21 protein-coding genes and 1 other annotated feature are annotated in these 19,973 nt (G+C 51.7%); of the genes, 8 read left to right on the top strand and 13 right to left on the bottom strand.

Translation table 11 applies throughout. The features are described from left to right. Nucleotides 1–40 precede the first annotated feature (40 nt). Nucleotides 41–1,372 carry a helix-turn-helix transcriptional regulator gene (locus ACETK5_RS01110; protein ID WP_394054140.1) on the top strand — a complete coding sequence of 444 codons (1,332 nt, stop codon included), beginning with the start codon at nt 41–43 and terminating at the stop codon, nt 1,370–1,372. Beyond that, complete coding sequence (locus ACETK5_RS01105) at nt 1,341–2,156, top strand: WYL domain-containing protein (RefSeq protein ID WP_100539117.1); 816 nt, start codon at nt 1,341–1,343, stop codon at nt 2,154–2,156. The genes ACETK5_RS01110 and ACETK5_RS01105 overlap by 32 nt, the downstream gene beginning before the upstream one ends. 176 nt (nt 2,157–2,332) lie before the next feature. On the opposite strand, the gene tatC is transcribed toward ACETK5_RS01105, so the two are convergent. The 5 genes from tatC to ACETK5_RS01080 form a co-directional block, all read right to left on the bottom strand. Further along, complete coding sequence (gene tatC, locus ACETK5_RS01100; protein WP_100539118.1) at nt 2,333–3,106, bottom strand: twin-arginine translocase subunit TatC; 774 nt, start codon at nt 3,104–3,106, stop codon at nt 2,333–2,335. Nucleotides 3,107–3,178: 72 nt separating this feature from the next. Then, nucleotides 3,179–3,415, bottom strand: a complete 237-nt coding sequence (locus ACETK5_RS01095) for a twin-arginine translocase TatA/TatE family subunit (protein WP_076324711.1) — start codon at nt 3,413–3,415, stop codon at nt 3,179–3,181. Between the two features lie 218 nt (nt 3,416–3,633). Further along, nucleotides 3,634–4,125 carry a MogA/MoaB family molybdenum cofactor biosynthesis protein gene (locus tag ACETK5_RS01090; RefSeq protein ID WP_076324712.1) on the bottom strand — a complete coding sequence of 164 codons (492 nt, stop codon included), beginning with the start codon at nt 4,123–4,125 and terminating at the stop codon, nt 3,634–3,636. 49 nt (nt 4,126–4,174) lie between these two features. Further along, on the bottom strand, nt 4,175–4,651 hold the full coding sequence (gene moaC, locus ACETK5_RS01085; protein WP_071222520.1) for a cyclic pyranopterin monophosphate synthase MoaC: 477 nt from the start codon (nt 4,649–4,651) through the stop codon (nt 4,175–4,177). Between the two features lie 3 nt (nt 4,652–4,654). Then, on the bottom strand, nt 4,655–5,305 hold the full coding sequence (locus ACETK5_RS01080; RefSeq protein WP_243390833.1) for a 5-formyltetrahydrofolate cyclo-ligase: 651 nt from the start codon (nt 5,303–5,305) through the stop codon (nt 4,655–4,657). Nucleotides 5,306–6,031: 726 nt separating this feature from the next. Here ACETK5_RS01080 and ACETK5_RS01075 point away from each other — a divergent pair. After that, a complete protein-coding gene (locus ACETK5_RS01075) occupies nt 6,032–7,984 on the top strand; it encodes an ABC-F family ATP-binding cassette domain-containing protein (protein ID WP_394054139.1) in 1,953 nt (650 codons plus the stop codon). A 484-nt stretch (nt 7,985–8,468) separates the two neighbouring features. Here ACETK5_RS01075 and ACETK5_RS01070 read toward each other — a convergent pair whose 3' ends face one another. Further along, complete coding sequence (locus tag ACETK5_RS01070; protein WP_394054138.1) at nt 8,469–9,992, bottom strand: 2-isopropylmalate synthase; 1,524 nt, start codon at nt 9,990–9,992, stop codon at nt 8,469–8,471. Between the two features lie 27 nt (nt 9,993–10,019). Here ACETK5_RS01070 and ACETK5_RS01065 point away from each other — a divergent pair, with 27 nt between their 5' ends. Beyond that, nucleotides 10,020–10,151, top strand: a complete 132-nt coding sequence (locus ACETK5_RS01065) for a hypothetical protein (protein ID WP_394054137.1) — start codon at nt 10,020–10,022, stop codon at nt 10,149–10,151. Continuing rightward, nucleotides 10,148–10,484 (bottom strand) — a binding site (T-box leader). (Overlaps the previous gene by 4 nt.) A gap of 526 nt (nt 10,485–11,010) precedes the next feature. On the opposite strand, the gene tsaD is transcribed toward ACETK5_RS01065, so the two are convergent. Genes tsaD through tsaE form a run of 4 tightly spaced genes read right to left on the bottom strand, consistent with a single transcriptional unit; the run spans nt 11,011 to nt 13,849 of the window. Then, nucleotides 11,011–12,060: a tRNA (adenosine(37)-N6)-threonylcarbamoyltransferase complex transferase subunit TsaD gene (tsaD, locus tag ACETK5_RS01060; protein WP_100539120.1), complete on the bottom strand. Its 1,050-nt coding sequence runs from the start codon at nt 12,058–12,060 to the stop codon at nt 11,011–11,013. Next, a complete protein-coding gene (gene rimI, locus ACETK5_RS01055) occupies nt 12,057–12,581 on the bottom strand; it encodes a ribosomal protein S18-alanine N-acetyltransferase (RefSeq protein WP_100539121.1) in 525 nt (174 codons plus the stop codon). Before rimI ends, tsaD begins: the two co-directional genes overlap by 4 nt. A 19-nt stretch (nt 12,582–12,600) precedes the next feature. After that, nucleotides 12,601–13,392, bottom strand: coding sequence for a tRNA (adenosine(37)-N6)-threonylcarbamoyltransferase complex dimerization subunit type 1 TsaB (gene tsaB, locus ACETK5_RS01050; protein ID WP_326114196.1), 792 nt, complete (start codon nt 13,390–13,392; stop codon nt 12,601–12,603). Next, a complete protein-coding gene (gene tsaE / locus ACETK5_RS01045) occupies nt 13,379–13,849 on the bottom strand; it encodes a tRNA (adenosine(37)-N6)-threonylcarbamoyltransferase complex ATPase subunit type 1 TsaE (RefSeq protein WP_100539123.1) in 471 nt (156 codons plus the stop codon). The genes tsaB and tsaE overlap by 14 nt, the downstream gene beginning before the upstream one ends. 250 nt (nt 13,850–14,099) lie before the next feature. Between tsaE and ACETK5_RS01040 the strand changes: the two genes are divergently transcribed. Continuing rightward, complete coding sequence (locus tag ACETK5_RS01040) at nt 14,100–15,281, top strand: epoxide hydrolase family protein (RefSeq protein WP_394054136.1); 1,182 nt, start codon at nt 14,100–14,102, stop codon at nt 15,279–15,281. 121 nt (nt 15,282–15,402) lie between these two features. Here the strand turns inward: ACETK5_RS01040 and ACETK5_RS01035 are convergent, their stop codons facing one another. After that, nucleotides 15,403–15,585 carry an H-type small acid-soluble spore protein gene (locus ACETK5_RS01035; RefSeq protein WP_100539125.1) on the bottom strand — a complete coding sequence of 61 codons (183 nt, stop codon included), beginning with the start codon at nt 15,583–15,585 and terminating at the stop codon, nt 15,403–15,405. A 4-nt stretch (nt 15,586–15,589) separates the two neighbouring features. After that, a complete protein-coding gene (locus ACETK5_RS01030) occupies nt 15,590–15,877 on the bottom strand; it encodes a hypothetical protein (RefSeq protein ID WP_100539126.1) in 288 nt (95 codons plus the stop codon). A gap of 208 nt (nt 15,878–16,085) precedes the next feature. On the opposite strand from ACETK5_RS01030, the gene ku reads away from it, so the two are divergent. Genes ku through ligD form a run of 3 tightly spaced genes read left to right on the top strand, consistent with a single transcriptional unit; the run spans nt 16,086 to nt 18,849 of the window. Further along, nucleotides 16,086–17,015, top strand: coding sequence for a non-homologous end joining protein Ku (gene ku, locus ACETK5_RS01025; RefSeq protein WP_100539127.1), 930 nt, complete (start codon nt 16,086–16,088; stop codon nt 17,013–17,015). Between the two features lie 5 nt (nt 17,016–17,020). Further along, the gene (locus ACETK5_RS01020) at nt 17,021–17,926 is read left to right on the top strand and encodes an ATP-dependent DNA ligase (RefSeq protein WP_394054135.1); all 906 of its coding nucleotides are present in this window, start codon (nt 17,021–17,023) and stop codon (nt 17,924–17,926) included. Between the two features lie 5 nt (nt 17,927–17,931). Continuing rightward, the gene (gene ligD, locus ACETK5_RS01015; protein ID WP_326114194.1) at nt 17,932–18,849 is read left to right on the top strand and encodes a non-homologous end-joining DNA ligase; all 918 of its coding nucleotides are present in this window, start codon (nt 17,932–17,934) and stop codon (nt 18,847–18,849) included. On the opposite strand, the gene ACETK5_RS01010 is transcribed toward ligD, so the two are convergent. Further along, on the bottom strand, nt 18,832–19,920 hold the full coding sequence (locus tag ACETK5_RS01010; RefSeq protein ID WP_100539130.1) for an SPL family radical SAM protein: 1,089 nt from the start codon (nt 19,918–19,920) through the stop codon (nt 18,832–18,834). The two genes, ligD and ACETK5_RS01010, sit on opposite strands and share 18 nt — an antisense overlap. Between the last annotated feature and the right edge of the window lie 53 nt (nt 19,921–19,973).

Below are 19,973 nucleotides of genomic sequence, written 5' to 3'. Positions count from 1 at the left end.
GGATCACGTACGATCTAATATATGATTTGAGGGAGGCGCCATGGCTCGGGAAAGCTTCGATAAAGAAATCCAGTTCCTTCGCATTCTGGCGCTGGCCGGAGGAGCATACAACCGGCAACAACTGGCCGATCGCCTTGGTATTTCGGTACATACCTATGATAAAACGCTCAGAAATTTAAAAAACATGATCGAAACCCTTCAGCCGCAGCTCTCAGACGAACAAAGCGCCACCTTGTCCGAGGGACTGCGCTATTCTTACCACGAAACCGCGGATCCGCTCCTGCTGCTGCTGTTCCGCGGCAAATCGCTTAAGGCCTCGGAAAGCTTAAGGCTGTCCATGATCCTCACCCAGCTGCAGCATCAGCAGTTAACCGCGAAAGAACTGATCGACCTATGCGGCGATCACTTCCCTGACGGGGAATCCCTCCCCGATGAGAAGACCATACGCGGGGATCTCAAATACCTGGAGGAAGTCGGAGTCATCGTGAAGACAGGTGCAGAACGGCCTTACCGGTATAAGGGAGCCCGTGATCTGATCGATTCATTGTCGGATGACGAGCTCCTTGATCTGTACGATTATGTCGACGTCATGTCGAACACGCAACTCCCATCCGTGCAGGGGTATATGCTGCGAGACAACTTAAAAAGGGCCTTGCGCAATCGTGACATCACTGCACACTCGGCCCCGGCCTATATTTATAAATATCATTACCCTTCACGCATATTGGATGAGGCGCATCTGCACACCATTTTTCAGGCCATCACCAAAAGAGCAAAGCTACGTTTCCTATATTTATCGCCCAAAAGCACTTCACGCTATGCTTCCCAAAATACGAATCCGCTGTTCCACAGGGAGTCTACAGGGCTTCGGGAAACGGTGCTGCCGCTGCGCGTAATCTATGACCATCAATACGGCCGTTGGTATCTGATCGGTCATAACGGCAGGCAAGGTCTCATGAAGTTTCGCATGGAGGGATTGACTCAGATCGAAGAAGGCGAAGCGGTTGAAGAGGAAGTCTTCCAACAGCGATTGGAGGAAGTACTGGCCGAATTCGAACACAGCTGGGTTACCGATACCGGTAGTCCCACCAAGGTCGTGGCCAGATTCTATAACCCGGAGGACAGCAAAGTGAACTTCGTCCTGAATCGAGTCAAGACACAGGGACAATGGGGGACTATTACCATGGAATCCGACGTTTCATTTCTATATGAAATCGAAGTGAACGGCACTAGTGAAATTAAGCCCTGGCTCCGGAGCTTTGGCTCCAGCTGCGAGGTGCTCAAGCCCCGCTCCCTTCGCCTGGAGTTCATCAAGGAATGGAAGGAGATTGCCGCTTATTATGAGCCAGAATCCGTTCGAGAAAATTTTTAATTATCAGATTATGACGCGACTTGAGGAAACCGACTCGATTGCCATAACGGCACAAGAACGGGGATGGCTCAAGATGATGCTGGTGCACCCTGAGGCAGCTAACGCCTTTACACCTAAAACCTTGAAGCGACTCGAACAAATCCTTCACATGGAGCATAGCGGTGCCGAGATGAAGGAGATTATCCTGGAGAAGGCCAAGGGACAAGAACGAAGCGTATACCATCCCCATCTTCGAACACTGCGAAGAATGATCATGCAGGATCAAGGCTTTCGCTTAAGCTACCGCACAAAGCTTGGAGAAACGCGCAGCAATCAGTCCGGCTTCCCGTACAAATTAGAGTATTCCATGATCAAACGGGAATGGATGCTGATCTGGTACAGCAAGAACCGTAGAGGGCTTATGTACACGAAGCTCGAACATATTCTATATATCCAAGGGACTTCACTCCCGTCTTTTCGAATCGACCGCATTAAGGAACGGCTGCAGAAGCTGATAGAAAATCGGGAGAAGCAAGCCCTCATTGAAATCCATCGACGATACCATGCGGAATTGTCACGGATCCTATACGCCTTCTCCTGTTTTGACAAAACCGTGCATTATGATGAAAAGTCCGACACCTACCGCATTAAGGTCTGTTATTTGGAGGATGAGTGCGACTTTCTGCTCTCCCGTATTCGCTTTCTCGGACTGCGGGTGAAAGTCGTGGAAGGAAGCACGCTGCAGGCCCGGATGCAAGAAACCGCAGCGCTGGCTCTGGGGAGATATGTTCAAGATGAAGGTTAAGACGTTATGAAATGTTTCCCTTGAAGAACGAGAACGGATGCAATGATGAAGTTGATTTCTACCCATTCGATCCTTGAACAAAAAAACAACCCGCAAACCATACTCCGTGGAGTGAGGTTATGCGGGTTGTTCTTATTCTCATGCGATCCTATTTTGCAAAACGATTATAATCTCTGTTAATCCTCTTCGTCTACCCGTACGTACCGGTTGTCCCGTTCCATATCCGCCTCTAATTGCTTGCGGTAGATCACGGAAGACAGGAACACGCTGAATTCGTAGAGAAGCAGCAGCGGAATCGTGACCAGGAAATCGGATATGAAGTCCGGCGGCGTAATGACAACCGCAATGAATACAAGAGCGAAATAAGCCACTTTGCGCATCTTACGAAGCCGCAGCGGGTTCAGAATGCGAATTCTCGTTAAGAACATCACCACAAGCGGCAGCTCAAACAGCAAAGCCAGCGGCAATACGAGATTGAACATAAAATTCAAATAATTTGTAATTCCGTACGTTTCCTGGAGCCCCATGCCCTGCGTAATCGCCGTCGTGAACGACAGTGTCATCGGAAACACGATGTAGTATCCGAATGCAATCCCCACGATGAACAGAAGAAATGCATAAGGCACATAACGAATGGCCGCTTTCTGCTCTTCTTTGCGAAGTCCCGGCTTAACGAACGCCCACAACTGATAGAAGATCAGCGGAACGGAAATGACGAGTGAGAAAATGGCAGCGATTTTCATGTAGATCCCGATACCATCCCAGAAGGAGAAGGCATGCAGTTCAAAGTTCTTGGCTTCTTCGGCCGCCGTCAAATAGTGATAGATCGGGTCCGCAACAAACAGCCCCCCGATCAGTCCTGCTACGAATACCACGAGCACGATTATAATTCGTTTGCGAAGCTCGCCCAAATGCTCCACAAGCGCCATATCTTTCACTTGCTCCGACATGTTAACCACCACCCTATATGTGACCCTGACAAAACAAAATCCCTCCCGAAGGAAGGGACTTCAAACCTTGCATTATTCCGGAAGACGCTTGTCTTCAACCTTGGTTGGTTCAGCAGCAACGGCTTGCTGGGGAGCCTCTTCTTTCTTCTTCGCCGGCGCATCGTCAGCAATAATCTCGCGGGCACCGTCCTTAAACTCCCGGAATGTTCTTCCGACCGCGCGTCCCAGTTCAGGAAGCTTGTTCGGTCCGAACAAGAGCAGCGCCAAAATGACGAGTAAAATAATACCCGGCACTCCAATTGTACTCATATCGATTCTCCTCCTCGTCCTGCTCAATGCCTTCAAAAGGACTTCAGGATGATCTAAATCCATCATGCCTTGCACTACAACAGGTGTTAACTAATGACCATAATCCGACTACAGCAGTTGAAACAAGCTCATATATCGCCATCATACCATAATGTAAATCACATATACAGTCTAGAAACGTGACAGATTATTTACATAATTATCTAATAGGATATCACTTAGAGCTGCTCGCGATACTGGCCCGTTACCATCAGCAGTGCCTCCGGAAGCTGATCCATGACCGCAGCCAGATTCTCGTGCACGCCTTTTGGCGAGCCCGGGAGATTGACAATCAAGGTGCGGCCGCGGACGCCGCATACGCCCCGAAACAGCATCGCGCTCCGATTCTTCTGCATGACGGTAGCGCGCATCGCTTCCACAATGCCGGGCACTTCGCGTTCGATGACCCGCTTGGTTGCCTCCGGGGTAACATCCCGGACCGCCAGCTCCGTTCCGCCTGTCGTGAGGACGAGATCCACTTGATAATAATCCGTCAGCTCGATCAATGCCGCGATAATTTCATCCGGCTCGTCCGGTACGATCCGGTATTCAATAATTTCTCCGCTCAGCTCTTCCTCCACCAATTCCCGGATCACTTGAGCGCTCGTATCCTCGCGTTCCCCCCGCGAACCTTTATCGCTCGCCGTCAGGATCGCCGTTTTCCACACCATCTGCCCTCTCTCCTTCCCACTCGTCCGATTCTCCTGTCTCTATTCAATGCTATGTTGTTTCTTGTATGTAATCCCCGCTCTTCCCACCGGTTTTGCTTACCAGGTAGGTAGGGCCGATGACCATGTCTTTTTGCAAGGCTTTGCACATGTCATAGACCGTCAGCGCAGCGGCGGAAGCTGCGGTCAAGGCTTCCATTTCAACGCCGGTTTTGCCTGTGGTCTTCACAGTCGTTTCTATATATAACTCATCTCTAGCATTATCGCTGAACTCCACATTCACGCCGGTCAACGGCAGCGGATGACACATCGGAATCCAGTTCGACGTATTCTTGGCAGCCATAATGGCCGCAACCTGTGCTACGGCGAGCACATCTCCTTTGCCGATCTTCCCCTCCTGGATGCGAATCAGCGTATCCGGATGCATACGGACCGTGGTCTTCGCTACCGCTGTCCGGGCCGTTACATCTTTATCACTAACATCCACCATGCGTGCTCTGCCTTGGCCATTAAAATGGCTCAATTCCATCTCTTATCCCTCCGCTGCAGTTCCGGCCTTCACGGTATGTCCCAGTTCCGTAACCAAACCGTCCAGTACCCTATCATGTTCTTCCATGGGAACATGCTCCAAGACCTGAACCTCGTAACCGATTCCCACCCACAAGGGCTTCACGATCTGACGAGAGTTGTCTTGTGCTCCCTGGTTAAGCCTGTCCGACAGCCGGTCATAATAACCGCCTCCGTACCCAAGCCTTCCGCCCTTTCTGTCAAACGCAAGCCCGGGTACCCAGATGATATCAGGTCCAGGGTGATTCCATTTCTCCGACCGCAACGGATCTGGTTCCGGAATGCCGTAGGCTCCGGGGATCAGTTCGTTCCATGCCTGAAGCTTATACAACTCCATCGAACGGTCTTGGGGCAAACTCCGCGGGACGATAACCTGAATCCCCTGCTTCCATGCCCATTCAACAAGCGGCCGGGAATCCAGTTCGGAGCGAAAGGGGACATAGATCATCATGCTCTGAAGTTGAAACCGATTCATGACCTCCGAAGCAAACTCGCAGGCTTGCTGCGACCGCTTTGCCCGCTCTTCCTCAGATAATTCATCCCTTCGCAATGCCATCGCTTTGCGCAGGGCAGCTTTTGCGGATACCCGCTTCAAATCTTCCTCAGGGTTCAACACGTGATCTTTCCTCTCACGCTTATAATTAAGTTTAGTTTACCACTGTTCCTTCCTTTAGCCAAGAATGCCGGAAGTCGCCAATCATGGTCGATTGTTCGGTCATTTTCATGTACACTTAATTTAAGATATCAGATCGTATAGACTTCAAAGCATGACCATCCTGATATCGCAAGAAAAACAGCTTCCAAAAACGGTCTGTCTTCTGAGAATGTACGTCGGTAGACGTTTTTCTTAAGAGATAAGAATGTATATACTTCAGAGGTTACCCTCCTTATCTCGCAAGAAAAACTTCCGCTATATGCGGTCTGTCTTCTGGGAATGTACGTCGGTAGACGTTTTTCTTAAGAGATAAGAATGTATATACTTCAGAGGCTACCATCCTTATCTCGCAAGAAAAACTTCCGCTATATGCGGTCTGTCTTCTGGGAATGTACGTCGGTAAGCGTTTTTCTTAAGAGATAAGAATGTATATACTTCAGAGGCTACCCTCCTTATCTCGCAAGAAAAACTTCCGCTATATGCGGTCTGTCTTCTGAGAATGTACGTCGGTAGACGTTTTTCTTAAGAGATAAGAATGTATATACTTCAGAGGCCACCCTCCTTATCTCGCAAGAAAAACTTCCGCTATATGCGGTCTGTCTTCTGAGAATGTACGTCGGTAAATGTTTTTCTTATAATGAAGAATTAATGGTACAAACATATAGAATGATGGAGGTTTCACATAACATGCTGCTGCAAGCCAATGGCATTACGAAATTATACGGAGTTACGCCCGTGCTTGACGGGATCAATCTGCAGGTGCTTGAACGCGAAAGAATCGGCCTTGTCGGAGTCAATGGAGCCGGGAAATCGACGCTGCTCAAAATATTGGCCGGCGAGATGTCTTATGATGGCGGACAAATCTTCAAGGCTAAGGAAACTACCGTTGGTTATCTTGCCCAGAACAGCGGGCTTCAGTCCGATTCGTCGATATGGAACGAGATGCTGGATGTCTTCACTCCCCTTCTGGAGATGGAGCGCGAGCTGCGTCAGATGGAGGAACAAATTGCCGACCCGAAGTCGAGCGAGGATCAAAAGAAATACCAGGAGCTTCTGGATCGTTATGCGATCCGTTCGGACTGGTTCAAGGATCAAGGCGGTTATGAGATCGAAACACGCATCCGCAGCGTGCTGCACGGCATGGGATTCGGCAGTTTCTCGCCGGATACGTCCATTGCCACATTAAGCGGCGGGCAGAAGACAAGGCTGGCCCTTGCAAAAATATTGCTGCAGGCACCCGATCTGCTCATGCTGGACGAACCGACGAACCATCTGGATATCGCCACCCTCACCTGGCTGGAGGATTATTTGCGCGGATATTCCGGCTCGTTGCTTGTCGTATCCCATGACCGCTATTTCCTGGATCGTCTGGTAACGACCATTGTGGAGATCGAACGCCGCCATTCCAAAAAATATACGGGCAACTACAGTCGGTATATTGAACTGAAGGCAGCGGAATATGAATCCCAGCTGAAGCAATACGAGAAGCAGCAGGATGAGATCTCCCGCATGGAGACCTTCATTCAGCGAAATCTGGTCCGGGCCTCTACGACCAAGCGCGCACAGAGCCGCCGCAAAGCGCTGGATAAAATGGAACGGCTCGACAGACCGCTGGGCGATTTGAAAAAAGCTCATTTTTCTTTTGAAGCCGAGTATATGTCGGGTAAGGATGTCCTTCATGTGCGGGATCTTGCGCTTGCGTTCGAACAGGACAAGCCGCTGTTCCGACAGGTTTCCTTTGATCTCAGCCGCGGGGAAACCGTAGCTTTGATCGGTCCCAACGGGGTTGGCAAATCGACGCTCCTGAAATGCCTGATCGGTACCTTGAAACCAACGGGGGGATCGCTTCAATGGGGGACAAAAGTGAAGATCGGCTACTACGATCAAGAGCAATCCGAGCTGAATCCGAGCAATACCGTTCTGGAAGAGCTATGGGGCACCTATCCGCATATGGAAGAAGCCCGTATCCGCACCGTTCTGGGCAACTTCCTCTTCAGCGGTGAAGATGTGCTCAAGAAGATCAGTTCCTTAAGCGGCGGGGAAAAGGCACGCGTCTCGCTTGCCAAGCTGATGCTCCTGGAAGCCAACATGCTCATCTTGGACGAGCCGACAAACCATTTGGACTTATTTGCAAAAGAGGTTTTGGAATCGGCACTCATGGATTACGAAGGCACTTTATTGTTCATATCCCATGACCGTTACTTCCTTAACAAAATGGCCGAGCGCATCATCGAGCTTCATCCGGACGGCATTCAACATTTCCTGGGTAATTATGACGACTATACGGAGAAAAAGCAGGAAATTCTCGATATGAATGACGAACCTTCCGAGCCGTTTGCTCGTCACACCCTGAAACAGGAAGGGAAAGCTGAAGCTGCCGTCGAGAAACAGGGAGCCGTTTCCTTTGAAGCCGAGAAGCAAGCAAAGCGGGAGGAGCGAAACCGTCAGCGCAGACTTGCAAGCCTGGAGGAGCAAATTCACTCCCTGGAATCGGACATTACTCAATTGGAAACCGAGATGACATTGCCGGAGATCTATCAGGATTATATGGCACTCCAAGAGCGGCAGCAGTCGTTAGAGGAGAAAAAGAGTCAGCTTGAGCAAATTTTTGCCGAATGGGAGTCATTGCTGGAAGATTAAAAAAAATTCACAAAAGTGTTTCAAATGGAGTTTTGCACTTATACACAAACTTATCCCCAGTAATGGTGCATAAGTTTACCATGAAAATGGCCGAAACGGCCATTTTTTTGTTGTTATACGCGCATCCTTGGTCCTATATCCAGCTTTATCCACTAAGTTATTCACATTATCCACAGTTTCCACCGGTAAATTTGAAAATCCTGTCCCCTCTTTTCAGCATCTTGCAAAAGACCGATTTATCGACATTTTTCTTGCTTATGCACATTTTTCGGCGAATATGTGGATAACGTTGTTCACAACTTGACAGAATTATATGTCTTATATAATAGGCCTCTATATAGACTTACCTCTTGTTATTTGCAAGTTATGTTGAGCTTAATTTTGAAAAAAGCGACCCTCCTCAATCCGGTTCGGAAGGTCGCTTATGCCAATGCTAAGTAAATACCAGGGGAGACTCTAAGGTTCCCCTTAACAACCTCCCTGTCTATACCGACATCAACGCCGAGTTGCATGCAGCAACATAAGCCAGACCTGCCGCCATGACGATGTCCTGGTGCACCGCCGTGCCGCGGAAGATCTTGCCGGCCTTCTCCACCGTGACCGCTGCTTCGGCATGCGCATCTTCGCCGCTGCTTAATGAGTGAAGCTCCAGATCACCAAAGCGGATGTCGCTGCTGATGCCTTGGCTGATCGCCGAAATAACGGCTTGAACAGGACCGTCCGCCACGCTGGAGTAGGTGGCTTCCGTTTGCTCGCTCAGATGGCGCAGCGTGACGGCCGCAACCCGACTGCTTCCCGTGCCGGAAATGACCTGCGTCTCGGCCAGCTCATATACCTGTGCCGGCTTGCCCAGTGTACTGCTCACCATCTGCAGCAGCTGATCATCGCTGACCACCTTCTGACGGTCAGCCGTCTCCTTGAAGGTGTCGTACAAGGACTCCATCTCGGCTCCTTCGAGCTGAACACCGTACCTGGCAAGACGATCCTTCAGCGCATGACGACCGGAATGCTTACCCAGCACGATCATGCTCCGTGGGATGCCCAGCTTTTCCGGGTCCATAATCTCGTAGGTGCTTCGATCCTTCAGCAGTCCGTCCTGGTGGATGCCGGATTCATGCTGGAAGGCGTTCCGGCCAACCACAGGCTTATTGAAGGCAATTGGAAAATGCATCGCACCGCTAACGAGACGGGATACTTCATACAGCTTCTCGGCCGTAATGCCCGTCTCCGCCCGCAGCATGTCACCCCGGGTAGATAGAGCCATGACCAGCTCCTCCAGTGCGCAGTTGCCTGTACGCTCGCCCACCCCATTCACGGTAACCTCGATTTGGCTGGCGCCGTTCTCAATAGCGGCCAGGCTGTTGGCCACAGCCAGACCGAGATCATTGTGGCAGTGGGCGCTGTAGGCGACCGTCTTTCCGCCACGGGCACCTTCCCGCACGCGTCGGAACATCTCGCCGTATTCATTCGGAAGTGCATATCCAACCGTATCGGGCAGATTGATCATCGTTGCACCCTCTTCAATGACGGCCTCCACCATCTCAATTAAGTCGTCAATACCGGTACGCGAGGCATCCATCGCCGTAAATTCCACCACGTCGCTGAACTGCTTCGCATAAGCAGTCATCTCACGTGCCCTTGCCACCACATCCGGACGGCTCATGCGCAGCTGGTGGCGTAGATGGATGTCGGAAGACGAAATAAACAGATGGATTCGCCTTCTGGCCGCGTCCTGGGTGGCCTTAACGGCAGCATCAATATCCCCTTTCACAGCACGTGCGAATCCGCATACTTCCACCTGCTGCAGCTGTATTGAGATAGCCTGCACAGCGGCAAACTCCCCGGGACTGGACACCGGAAATCCGGGCTCCATGACGTCAACGCCCAGCTCCGCCAGCTTTCCGGCCAGCGCAATCTTCTGTTCAGGCTGCAGGCTTGCTCCTGGCGCCTGTTCCCCGTCCCGCAATGTGGTATCGAATATTTGGATGGTTCTTATGGATTCACTCATTTTTGTATACTCCTCCTTGGTTAGGGTATGACCCGATTACCTACGGGCTTGTTGTCCCATCTGCTCGATATGTTCGCTTTACGTCCGCACGTCGACTTGCGTCCGCATCCCACCCTGCTGCTGCCGGCAGCAAAAAAAGCCCGCCATCTCTTCATATAAGAGACGACGGGCTTACAACCCTCCGTGGTACCACTCTAATTGACGCGCCTCGCTCGCAGCAGTTCTGCCGCGACACGTACGCGTCCGCTCACGTCCATGATCTCTTCATACCGGCCGGACATGAAGAGATGGACATCCTGATGACGGAGGAAACGCCGTAAGAGGATAAAGCCTGCATTCTTGGCAGCCGATCCATGGACCAAACCAGCCGATGCAAGATGTTCCCCTCTTCCGCTCCCGGGCGAGATTCGAAGGTTGCTGCCGCTGCGTCACACCATACCCGCAGCTCTCTGTAGACAGCTCCCTTTTACTGCTCCCGTTCATCGCGTTTACACGATATGCTGTTAGGAAAAACCTCATGATATCCGGCTCCCTTCACCGGGTATCCTGCCTCTTTTGCACCGTTTCGTTGTCATATGCCTACTTTTGCTTGATCAAATCATTAGCTGCCTAATAAGAATGCAAAAAAGCCTGTCGTCTCTTATTCAAGAGACGACAGGCTATCCTATCGCGGTACCACTCTTGTTGACTCTAAGCTCCCGGGTTCATACTGCTGTCTCCCGGATCTTAAAGCCCCCTCCATCGCCAAATCACAAATGATTTGTGCGCAGCCATTCTCACGGAGGCCATCCCGTAACAAGGTCAAACTCCGCAATTTCAATCCATGCCGGATCGGCATTTTATTGCGCAAGGTTCCCCTGCTCCGCTCCCAGGTGAGTTCAGGTCCCTCTCGTCTGCGTTGCACCGTCCCGCAGCTCTCTTCATCCAAGGTTCACCTTACTGGTCCTGTTCTTTACGTTTCAATATTCTGGAATTTGATCATGATTATACGTCCTATATAGAGACGTGTCAAGACGCTTTAGCTTAATGGTTCCGCCCAAAGTTCCAGCGACATTTGCGGGTCCGCCTTCATATCGAGCGGCGTAAAGCTCCCCTGCTTCCATTTCAAATGGGCCGCGGCGGCAATCATCGCCCCGTTATCGGTGCAATACTGAAATGGCGGAATCGTTAGCGGAATCCCTTCCTGCTCGCATCGTTCAGCCAAAACTTTACGGAGCCCGCGATTGGCGGCAACGCCACCGCACAGCAGCAGCTGTTTGGCATCGTATGCTTTGACCGCGCGAACCGCCTTCTCCACGAGCACCTCCACAACGGATTCCTGAAAGCCCCGGGCTATCGCTTCCGTCCGAACGTCCTCTCCACGCATTTTGCTCTGATTGACGACATTTAATACAGCCGACTTCAAACCGCTGAAGCTAAAGTCATAAGAATCGGGCTCCAGCCATACGCGGGGAAGATCCACGACCTCCTCGGCTTCCAAGGCCATACGGTCGACATGCGGGCCTCCGGGATACGGGAAGCCAAGCGCCCTGGCCACCTTGTCGTACGCTTCGCCAACCGCATCATCCCGCGTCCTGCCGATTAATTCAAAGCTGCCCTCGTCCTTCATGTAGACCAGCTCGGTATGGCCGCCGGAAACAACCAGCGCCATGCAAGGATAGGCGATATCGCCCACAAAGCGGTTTGCGTAAATATGGCCCGCAATATGATGCGTGCCGATCAGCGGCTTGCCCAGCGCAAAAGCCAGGCTTTTGGCAGCCATGACGCCCACGAGAAGCGCTCCGACCAAACCGGGACCCTGCGTGACGGCGATCGCCGACAAATCCTTCATTTCGATCCCGGCCTCGGCTACGGCCTGCTCAATAATTAACGTAATGCTCTCCACATGCTTGCGGGAGGCCACCTCGGGCACCACCCCGCCAAATGCCTTATGCGTTTCAATCTGGCTGGCAATGACGCTGGACAATACTTCGCAGCCATCCTTTACGACGGCAACCGAGGTTTCATCACAGCTCGTTTCTATCGCCAATATGCAGCTGTGCTGCCGGTCTATTTTTTCATCCTTCATGATAGCCTTTGACTTCCTTCCTCGCCATCGTCCTCCCGATAAGGGGGCAGATCTGCCCACATGATGAGTGCGTCTTCCTGGTTATCGGAATAATACCCCTTCCGGACACCGGCTGGTTTAAACCCTTTTTTGATATATAAACGCTGGGCAACGTCATTGGACACCCGAACCTCGAGCGTCATTTTCTCCATCCCCATATAAGCAGCGGTCTTCATCAGTTCCGTCAGCAGCCGATCGCCCCATTTGCGTCCGCGATACTGCTCCAGCAGGGCAATATTCGTGACATGCGCTTCATCCACGATCGTCCACATGCCGGCATACCCTACGGTTCGGCCTTCGTACTCCATAATCATATAACGTGCAAAATGATTCAGTTTCAGTTCATTGTGAAAAGCTTCCTCGGTCCAGGGCACGGTAAACGCTTCGCGCTCCACCTCGAGAACCTCCGGAATATCCTCCAAGGTCATCAACCGAAAGGACAAACCGTCTTCACCATCTACCGGCTTCTTCTGCTGATCCATGACGAATCCTACGCTCCCTTCACCGCTTACGCAGCAGGTTCGCTTCCGCTTCGGAAAGCTGTGTATAGTTGGGTATTAGTGTATGCACATCATCCGCTTCCCCCGCGAGCAATCTGGCCGCTCCCAAGTACCCCATCCAGCGGCCTTCAAGCGAATACGGATGAATATGCAGCCGGTCTCCAAACCACGGCTCAAGCCCTCGGGCGGTTTCGGCATGAAGCTCCACTTCCCCAATAAACCAAATGCAAACCGGGCGCTCCTCTTCAGGCAGCTTGCTGATACGTTCCTTTATGGTTTCCACCCAGGTTTGCATCAGGCGAATACCATCTGCTTCCATACGTATCGGCGCATCCCCTTGGCTCTCTGGATCGGCAGCGAATAATGCCGTGTACACTTGTCCCCGTCTTGCATCCAGCAGCGGAATGACCCAGTGGACTCCCTTCTTTGGCTCGGCTTGATGCCATCCAGACTTCAAGCCCCCCCATGCCAAGGCATGCAGGCTGGATACCCCGACAACCGGGATGTGATTAGCCCATGCCAATGTTTTGGCAGCCGTTACCGCAATCCGAATTCCGGTATAAGAACCCGGACCTACACCTACGGCAATGCCGTCCATCTGGTCCATGCCTAGGCCTGCTTCCGCAAGCGCCTGTGCCATCACCGGGTGCAGATGCACCGAGTGGTTGCGGTCCGCATTCGTGTTAACTTCCGACAGCAGCTTGTCCTGCTCCATCACGGATACCCCCAGCGATGCCGTAGACGTATCCAGCGCCAAAAACCGCTGCTGCGGCTTCGTGTCATTGTTGTTCATTCCAGCTACCCCATTTTTCATTCAAATCCCGGCACCACTCGCCATAGGGCTCGCCCTGGCTTGAAAGTGTGATAATCCGGTGCGTTTCGCCTGTCGTTTCTAGCTGGATATGCAGATACCGCTCAGGCAAGAGCTCGGTGATCAGGCTGCTCCACTCTACGAGACAAACCCCCTCACCAAAAAAATACTCATCCAGCCCGAGCTCATCCGCTTCATCAATCGACAAACGGTACACATCCATATGGTAGAGCGGCAGACGCCCCTCATATTCTTTAATAATCGTAAATGTCGGGCTATTCACAACCCCGTTCACACCAAGGTGCTGTGCAAATTGTTTGGAGAATGCCGTTTTCCCTGCTCCAAGATCCCCGTCCAGACCGATGACAGTCCCTGGCTCCGCCCTCGCGGCCAGCCAGGCAGCAAGCTGCTCCGTCTCCTCCAGACTGCTTGAAATCATTCGAAACGGGCCCTCCGTACGGCCATTGTTCACTGATAACCCACCCTTTACTTAGTTTGCCCATATCTCAAAATACTTGATCTTCATTATATCGGTCCTCCCAACCGGCTGCAAGAACATGAGTTTCGCTTCATGACTGAGATGAGAATAGAAACGTCAAACCGGGTTGCAAACACTGACACTACGTAGTCAAAGATTAAGCATTATAGTTAAACCATAACAATGATCAAGAGATTTGAGGAGGATTATTATGAACCCCACGAATGAATCGAATACAGCCCCATGTTCAGAAAAAACCATACTTCCTTTTCGCATTCAAATTCCAGAGTCGGACCTGCTTGACCTTAAGGAACGTTTGGCCCGCACTCGGTGGCCTGATGACCTGGAGGATAATCATTGGGAATATGGAACGCCGCTGTCTTACCTGAAAAAGCTATCCACCTATTGGAAGGATTCCTATGACTGGCGTAAATATGAAGCCATGCTGAATGAATTCCCCCAATTCATGACCACCATCGATGGGCAAAACATTCACTTCCTGCATGTTCGCTCCCCTGAGCCCGATGCGCTTCCTCTAATCATAACCCATGGCTGGCCAGGATCCATTGTGGAGTTCACGCATATGATTGAACCGCTCACCAATCCCGGGAAGTACGGTGGGAATCCGTCCGACGCATTTCATCTCGTAATCCCGTCCCTCCCAGGCTTCGGCTTTTCCGGGCATACAACGGAACGTGGATGGAATATCGAACGTGTCGCTAAAGCGTGGGATGAATTAATGCGCCGCCTGTGCTATGAGCGTTATGGAGCACAGGGGGGAGATACCGGGAGCATGGTTTCAGCAGAACTAGGCCGGATCGCTGCTGAGCGAATCGTAGGCGTTCATTGTAACGGTCTATCGGTGTTTCCCACCGGAGATCCGGCTGAAAGTGAGAACCTTACGGCCGCAGAGAAACTGCGCTATGATGAATTAGCCGGCGGGGGATTTGATGGTTCCGGATATGCTATCCTTCAAGCGACCAGACCCCAGACACTATCCTACGGTTTAACGGATTCCCCTGTCGGGCAGCTTGCATGGATTGTGGAGAAGTTTAAGGAGTGGACCGATCCCACGGCAGATCTTCCTGAGGATGCGGTAGACCTTGAGCTCCTTCTTACGAATGTCTCGATCTATTGGCTGACAGCTACGGCAGGCTCCTCCGCAAGAATTTATAAAGAAAGCTCCAATAATTGGGGAGCGCCGGCGCCATATTCCTCGGTCCCCACCGGCGTAGCAGTCTTTCCCAAGGATCTCTCCATTCGCAGTATGGTAGAGAAACAGTATCATGTCGTTCACTGGTCAGAGCTCGACCGTGGCGGCCATTTCGCCGCATTGGAAGCTCCTGATCTGCTGACTGACGATGTTCGACTATTTTTTAGAGAGCTTCGTTAACCACCATCAACGCAAACACACCTTGTCCGGTGTCCGGCGATATGGGACCCGTACAAGGTGTGTTTTTTTCGTGTTTATTAAACGCTTAGACGTAAGCCAAGAGCCTCTCCCCGTTAAGAAGCTATTCGCCTTCTTGCAGCCGGTCTACGTTCACAGTCAGCGTATTAGTCGGACGGGAGCCAACCTGGACGGTGGCCATCCCCTTCTGCTGATCCACATGCTCGATCCAAACCGATTCCCCTTCCAGATTGACTTTGTAAGTATCCTTGGAATTGAAAATTTCCACGGCGCGCTGTATCTCCATACGTTTAATCCTCCTTCTCCATATTTCTTGGCGATTCGTCCACGACGTCCATCGTATCGGTTGTGGAAGGGCCGATCAGCCCATTATCCAATGTGACATTGCCTCCGCCAAGGCCTTCATTGATCATCCGGTCAATATCAAACATCGTAGATTCCCGAGAGATCTCGCTCTCCTCCGAGGTCAGGCTGTTCCAATCCACCATGTCCCCGTTCACCGCTTCTGCAGCGGAATGATCCGAGGCCCTGTCCTTCTGTATCTCCTCCGACGTTTCGGTTTCTCTAGGCTCCATCATGACGAAAAATACCTCCTTATACAGGCAGAGTTCATCGTCAATATGCCACAAACCGGTTCTAATTATGCAATCTCGAGCTATAACTCATACTAGAGTCTTTTTTTGGGCACACTAATAGAGGTAGTACAAAAATTTATAGCAGTCGTTTATTACGTTTACTACACGGTCATACCCAAACATATTAGAATTTGATAGGAGGTTTCATAGAATGCATACGGTATGGAAGGGCGCGATCAGCTTTGGTCTGGTACACGTGCCCGTCAAGATGTTCTCGGCTACGGAAGATAAGGATATTTCGATGCGGTACATTCACAAGGAATGCGGCAGCCCGCTCTCTTACATCCGTAAATGTCCGGTATGTGAAGAGGAAGTTGCCTGGGAGGAAATTACGAAGGGGTACGAGTATGAGAAGGGGAAATTCGTGCTGTTCGAAAAAGAAGAATTGGAGCAGCTGGCGGAGCAGAACAGCAAAAACATTACCATTCTGGACTTTGTGGATCTGACCGAAATTGACCCGATTTATTTTCAAAAGACGTACTACCTTTCTCCGGATCAGGCAGGCGCAAACGCATATCGACTCCTGCTGGAAGCGATGAAGCAGTCCGGCAAAATCGGCATTGCCAAAATCGCCATTCGCTCGAAGAGCAGTCTGGCCGCGATCCGGGTGCTCGATGAATGCTTGTCGATCGAGACGATTTTCTACCCGGATGAGATCCGGCCGATCTCCCAGGTCCCGAATTTGCCTGAAAGAACCGAGGTTAACTCCAAGGAACTCGATATGGCCAAATTGCTGATTGACCAGCTGTCGACTCCCTTTGATCCTGAGAAATATACGGATGATTATCGCGAACGTCTGCTGGATCTGATCAACGCCAAAGTATCCGGCGAAGAAATCAAAATTGCCCCTGCTCGTCAGGAGACCAACGTTGTCGATCTGATGGCTGCTCTCCAGGCAAGCATCGAAGCCGTAAAGCCGATCGGAACGGATCCGGGCACCAAACCGAAGCCGCGTAAAACAACCCGGAAGACGGCTGCCAAAGAACCGGCTGCCAAAGTCAGCGGCGGAGAAGGCGAGCTTGACGCACCGAAGCCGAAGCGCCGGACAACCAAATCCAAGAAAACCGACTCCACATCCTGATCCGTATGGGACAATTGCAGAATCTACTGCCCAAAGAGCCGATGGCACCCATCTCAACAGATCAGATCACGACGGGCGAGGATTGGGGTTATCAACTGAAATGGGACGGGGTGCGCATACTCGCCGGAATTGACCAAAACCGCGTATCGCTATACTCCCGCAAGCTGCTCGATAAAACCTCTCTGTATCCCGAAGTCGTTCAGGCATTATCCGGCCTGCAAGAACGGCGCCTTCTTCTGGATGGCGAGGTTGTGTATTTTCATCCGGAGCTTGGTCGTCCCGTGTTTCAGAAAGTTCTTCAGCGGGAGCGTTCGCGTGCGGTCAGCACGAACGCTCCTCTGTTTACTTATGTTCTCTTTGACATTCTGGTGGACGGCGACCAAGACATGCGCAAGCTGCCATATCTTGAACGACACCACCGCCTGAAGGAGATCGTTTCCGACACGCCGGGCCTCCTGACCGCGGATCTGTTTCTTGAAGGCGAGCATTTATGGAGTTGGGCCGAAGAACGGGGATGGGAGGGCATTGTGATGAAGCGCCTCTCCTCTCCTTATCGTGAAGGCAAGAAACATCGGGATTGGTACAAGAAAAAGATTGCCGTGAACTTGACAGCCACCGCCGTCGCCATGATTATCAGGGAAGGCCGCGTGGCCAGCCTCGTCATTGCCGATGACGACGGCAACTATATCGGCCGGGCTTCCCTGGGGCTTAATGAGCAGACGAAGAAGAGGCTGCTGCAATACGCCGAGAGCCATCGTGCTGAGGCGATATGGAATACGCTTCATACCGACCTGAAGAAAGAACAGCTGGCCTGGCTTAGCCAGCCGCTTTCGGTTCAGGTCACATTTCTCGAGTGGAGTCAGGATGGCATGATGCGCCATCCCAAACTCGTATCGATTGAGGGGGTGTAAACAATATGGCTCGTACCGTCAAAGGCACCCTGACGATCGAGGGACAGGAGATTCAAATTACGAATCCCGACAAACCACTATGGCCTGAAGTCGGCATTACCAAAGCGATGTATCTGCAAAAGCTTGCGGCCATCTCCCCGTTCCTGCTCCGATACTGCCGGGGAAGGCTGCTCACGACCATCCGGTATCCGCACGGGGCCGAAGGCGAATCCTTCTATCAGAAAAATGCGCCGGAGCCGCTGCCGCCTTTTGTTCAGACCTATGTCCACGAAAATATTAACTACGTGCTGTTGAACGGACTGCCGGAGCTGCTCTGGCTGGGGAATCTGGCTGCGCTTGAGTTTCACCCTTCCCTGCATCTGGCAGGCAGCACTCTGCCCTGCGAATGGATGATTGATCTGGATCCTACGCTGCCGGAGGAGCCACGGATCATGGAAGCGACCGCGATTGTAGGGGACGTGCTGAGCTCCTTGGGCCTGTCCTCCGTCCCAAAAACCTCAGGCGCTACCGGGGTGCAGATCATCGTTCCGATTCCGGAAGGCATTACGTTCGATGAACTTCGTACGGTCGGCCAATTCGTGGGGCAATATGTAACCGAGAAGTTCCCTAAGCTGTTCACCATCGAACGGCTTAAAAAAAATCGCGGCGATAAGATCTACTTCGATTATCTTCAGCATTACAGCGGAAGGACACTCGCTGCTCCATATACCCCGCGGGCCCGGCGGCTTGGGACCGTCTCCACACCGCTCACTTGGGACGAGGTCCGTCAGGATGTTTCTCCCACGGAATTTCATCTGCTGAACATTGAAGAACGGCTAAAAGAGAAGGGCGACCTGCTTCAGAGCCTGCCTCCCCAACCGATAGAGAACGTCATCCGACATCTGAAGCCCCAAGGAAAGGGATCGTCAAAAAGGAAAGGATAACTGCTCAATATCCGGCATAAGCTCCTTGCCGGAGACTGGCGCTGCCGGTTGAGGCAGCTTCCTTGGCTGTGCAGGAGCAGCCAGGTCCCGGACTGAACGAAGATGATCGCGAGCGCCTTCCTGCGTCTCGTTCTCTTGAGAAGTCCCGCTTGCAATCGTCCCGGATTCACTCACTATGGCAGTAGATGCCCCCGTGGTCAGTCCATTCAGCTCATATTCGTTCAGCAGCCTGGCCGCCATCGATTTGAAGGAACGTACGTAATGCTCTTCGGCATATGCGCCCTGTCCATATAACTCGCGGTAAGGCTGTACCACTTCGGGAAACTGGTGTTTAAGTGTTTCGATATACCATTTCTTCACGTCACGCGACAGTCTCAGTAACGAGATCATCGCAAAAGAAACACCCCTCACCTTCGCCTGCGACAAAAGATCCCTCAGTTCCGACTCCTTATCCGTCAAAAAGGGCAGCACAGGCGCCACAAACAAGCCCGTTCGTATGCCTGCAGCCGATAATCGGTGGATCGTATCGAGCCTGCCCTCCGGATGAGGCGATGCCGGCTCCAGCTTCCGGATGATGTCCCCATTCAGCGTGTTGAGACTGATGTTAACGGACACATTCTCCATCCGGGTCAATATGTCCAAATCCCTGAGCACGAGCGGAGAACGCGTTGTAATGCTCGTGGAGATGCGGTATTTAGCGAGCAGCTTCAGGCACTCCCGCGTAATCCCCTCCTTGCCCTCGATCGGCTGATACGGATCGGTTGCCGTTCCGATCGTAACCTGTCCAATCGATCTGCGCATCGCTTCAATATCATGATCAAACTTCCTCGCCGCACTCGATAACTGCTTCTCCAGCGCTTCGGCTGCATTCGACTTCATAAAGATATGATGCTGAAACTCATCTTCCGCCCCCATACCGATAAAGGATTGAAAAGCGCGGGCATAGCAAAAGCTGCATCCATGCCCGCATCCGCGGTACGGATTAATGGACCAATCGAAGGGCATCCTCTCTTCCTTTACTCTGTTTAAAGTCTGTTTGGTCGTTACCCGTTCATATAACGTACGAGCCACTCCTCTTCCTCCCCTCTGATCCTGTATTATTACTGTATTTTGAACTATTATTA

This window comes from Paenibacillus ilasis, assembly GCF_043195395.1.
GTDB lineage: Bacteria > Bacillota > Bacilli > Paenibacillales > Paenibacillaceae > Paenibacillus_AQ > Paenibacillus_AQ lautus.
This window is presented reverse-complemented; position numbering and strand designations above follow the sequence as displayed.